Annotated in this window: 5 protein-coding genes; 1 reads left to right on the top strand and 4 read right to left on the bottom strand. The window is 55.9% G+C overall.

Annotation, left to right across the window (positions count from 1 at the left end; translation table 11 throughout):
• Window positions 1–906 (bottom strand): P-type ATPase actuator domain-containing protein (locus ACT3UM_RS24100; protein ID WP_498902538.1); only part of this gene is annotated, 906 nt, incomplete at its 3' end.
• Between the two features lie 86 nt (window positions 907–992).
• On the opposite strand from ACT3UM_RS24100, the gene ACT3UM_RS24095 reads away from it, so the two are divergent.
• The gene (locus ACT3UM_RS24095; RefSeq protein WP_008958494.1) at window positions 993–1,451 is read left to right on the top strand and encodes a MerR family transcriptional regulator; all 459 of its coding nucleotides are present in this window, start codon (window positions 993–995) and stop codon (window positions 1,449–1,451) included.
• 24 nt (window positions 1,452–1,475) lie between these two features.
• On the opposite strand, the gene ACT3UM_RS24090 is transcribed toward ACT3UM_RS24095, so the two are convergent.
• The 3 genes from ACT3UM_RS24090 to ACT3UM_RS24080 form a co-directional block, all read right to left on the bottom strand.
• On the bottom strand, window positions 1,476–1,649 hold the full coding sequence (locus ACT3UM_RS24090; RefSeq protein WP_238528553.1) for a ZIP family metal transporter: 174 nt from the start codon (window positions 1,647–1,649) through the stop codon (window positions 1,476–1,478).
• A gap of 17 nt (window positions 1,650–1,666) precedes the next feature.
• Window positions 1,667–2,035, bottom strand: coding sequence for a ZIP family metal transporter (locus ACT3UM_RS24085; RefSeq protein ID WP_238528551.1), 369 nt, complete (start codon window positions 2,033–2,035; stop codon window positions 1,667–1,669).
• A gap of 335 nt (window positions 2,036–2,370) precedes the next feature.
• A partial coding sequence (locus tag ACT3UM_RS24080) for a M23 family metallopeptidase (RefSeq protein ID WP_498902536.1) occupies window positions 2,371–2,770 on the bottom strand: 400 nt, incomplete at its 5' end.

Here is a 2,770-nt window from a genome sequence, read left to right as displayed (position 1 = left end):
GCGAATAACGCGTGCGATCGTATTGTCATCAGCGCCTCGTGTTACCTCCACCTCCAGGGCGGCATCAAGATTCACTGTGCCAGCAAAAATGTCATCACCAGGCGCTCGCGAACGGGGGATGGACTCGCCGTTTACCGGCGACTCGTCAATGTCGGAGGTGCCCACCAGGATGCGTCCATCGCAGGGAACGCGATCACCGGGCCGCACCAGCACACGCTGGCCGGGTTTAAGTGACTCCGCCGAGACGTCACGCAGATGGCCATTGTCCATCAGCCTCGCCGTTGAGGGTGTTAAATTTGCCAAGGCTGAGATACTGCGGCGCGCCCGTGAAGCAGCTACCCCTTCGAGTAGCTCACCTACGGCGAACAAGAACACGACCATCGCAGCTTCAGCGGCAGCATTGATGGCCAATGCGCCAAGCGCAGCGATGCACATCAGCATCTCGATGGTAAAGGGGTTGCGCATCTTGAGGGCGCCCCAGGCACTCTGCGCAATGGGCATTAAGCCGACCAGCGTGGCCAGAATGAAAGGCACATTACCCAGCGCAGGCCATGCTAACCGAAGCGCGAAGGCTACGATCAGCAGATTTCCTGTGATAATGACCAAGCGCCCTTTAGCGGTTTGCCACCAAGGGGATGCAGAGCCAGATGCGTGTGTTTGGCCATCATGGGAAGCCACTTGATAGCCTAGTTCGTTCAGTATGCCATCAATGGTCTTTCGCGAGGGGGCCCCGTGATCGTGGTGATGAATCTTCACCGATCCCGTGACCGAGCTTGCCGTTACTTCCTCAATGCCGTCCAGCCGCTCTAGCGCCGACACAACCTTGCGCTCACAACCGCCGCAGTCCATGCCTTCGACATACAGCGTCAAGGTGGTAGGCGCTGTTGTCGGCGTCGATGTTTTCATGGTGCCTCTCCTCCCAATGGGCTATGGTTTTGAAGTGTAAACCTTGTAGCAACTACAGCTTCAAGCCCTGCATAAGGAGTTTTACCATGTCGATGATCGGCCAAAGTATCAGCATTGGTGAGTTAGCACGACGAGCCGATTGCAAACCTGAAACGGTTCGTTATTACGAGCGTATTGGGTTGCTGCGCGATGCGACCCGAACCGGCGGAGGACAGCGCCGCTATGGAGACGACGCTGTGCGGCGTTTGACCTTTATTCGTCATGCCCGAGACTTTGGCTTTTCAGTGGAGTCAGTGCGAGAGCTTTTGGCCATGTCAGATCAACCTGATATGCCTTGCCAAGAAGTCGATGCCATCGCCACACATCACCTAAAGAAAGTGGAGTCCCGCCTTCAACGACTGTCCGCACTGCGTGAGGAGCTTCAACGGATGGTCACGCAGTGTGCCGGTGGCAAAGTGGAAAGCTGCCGAATTATTGAGGTCATCAGTGATCATCAGCTCTGTATCACAGAAAACTCACATGGAGGGGCCCACGACTTGGGTTAGAATCAACACTCGCCCCCTAATGCGTTAGCCCAGCGAGACATCCAAGAACAGCATGAGTACCAATCCGATGGAAAGGCCCAGCGTGGTCTTTTTTTGGTGCCCACCCCGATGAGTTTCGGGAATAATCTCATGACTGATCACATACAACATCGCTCCCGCCGCAAAGGCCAATCCCCAGGGAAGTAACGCTTGCGACATGCTGACGACCCCAGCGCCTAATAAGCCCCCAACGGCTCAACAAGACCCGTAAGGGCGGCAATCGTCCAAGACCGCCAACGTGAATAGCCCACGCTTAGCAGCGATATTGCTACGGCCAGTCCCTCCGGGGCATTCTGAAGTCCAATGCCAATCGCCAGCGGCATGCCTCCTTCGCTTCCCCCTGCGCCGAAGGCCACGCCAACGGCCAGCCCCACTGGCAGGTTGTGTATCGTAATGGCAATAATAAACAACCAGATACGGCGTAGTGAGGTAGCCTCCGGCCCTTCTCGACCCTGTTCGAAGTGTTCATGAGGTAAGAGCTCGTTCAGTAGTGCGACCGTTCCAATCCCTAGCAAAATGGCCGCACAAGCAATGGCAGCCGGCACAACGCTACCTCAATAACGCAGCTCCGAGGCTTCTAAGGAGGGTATGATCAGTGAGAAGAAAGAGGCCGCTAGCATGACGCCAGCGGCGAACCCCAACGCTAAATCGCGTACACTACGATTCGGTGTTTTGGTAAACAAAACGGGGAGCGCACCGACAGCCGTCATCAAGCCCGCCGCAAGGCTTGCCAATACCCCCCATGGTGACGGGAGAAACCTCTTCCATACCGATTACCTGTGTTGTGATAGATGAGTGATTACACGGCTTGGGTTCCATAACGAGACAAGCGCACGTTCACGTTACTCACCAACCATGCAACGTTGTTAAGCACGAGTGGTTACGGCTCGTTAAACGAGATCAAGTCATAAAGGGACGCCGTGCCGATAGCTTGTTCCAAGCGATCTCTTGCCCCGTAAAGTGATGCTTGATATTCACTTTGAGTCGGCTGTTTGCCCAGCATGATGCGTTGACCTTGACCAAGGGGATCAACAGGCTGGTCATTGACTCTCACTTCGTAATGCAGGTTGGGGCCCGTGGCGACCCCGGACGAACCCACCTCTCCGAGCGGCTCTCCCGCGTTGACTAAATCCCCAACCACTAGCTGTGGGGAGAATCGGCTAAGGTGTGTGTAGCGACTAATGGCCCCTGTGTCGTGTTCCACCTCGATCACCTGCCCGTATCCACCTTGGCGACCCATAAAGGATACGCGCCCAGGTGCGGTGGCAATGACCGGCGTA

This window comes from Halomonas sp. AOP13-D3-9 (assembly GCF_052379125.1).
Lineage (GTDB): Bacteria > Pseudomonadota > Gammaproteobacteria > Pseudomonadales > Halomonadaceae > Vreelandella.
This window is presented reverse-complemented; position numbering and strand designations above follow the sequence as displayed.

What these genes read in the sequence shown, in the direction of transcription:
- ACT3UM_RS24095 (WP_008958494.1), top strand. Translation starts at nt 993, where the DNA reads ATGTCGATGATCGGCCAAAGTATCAGCATTGGTGAGTTAGCACGACGA.
- ACT3UM_RS24090 (WP_238528553.1), bottom strand. Translation starts at nt 1,649, where the DNA reads ATGTCGCAAGCGTTACTTCCCTGGGGATTGGCCTTTGCGGCGGGAGCG.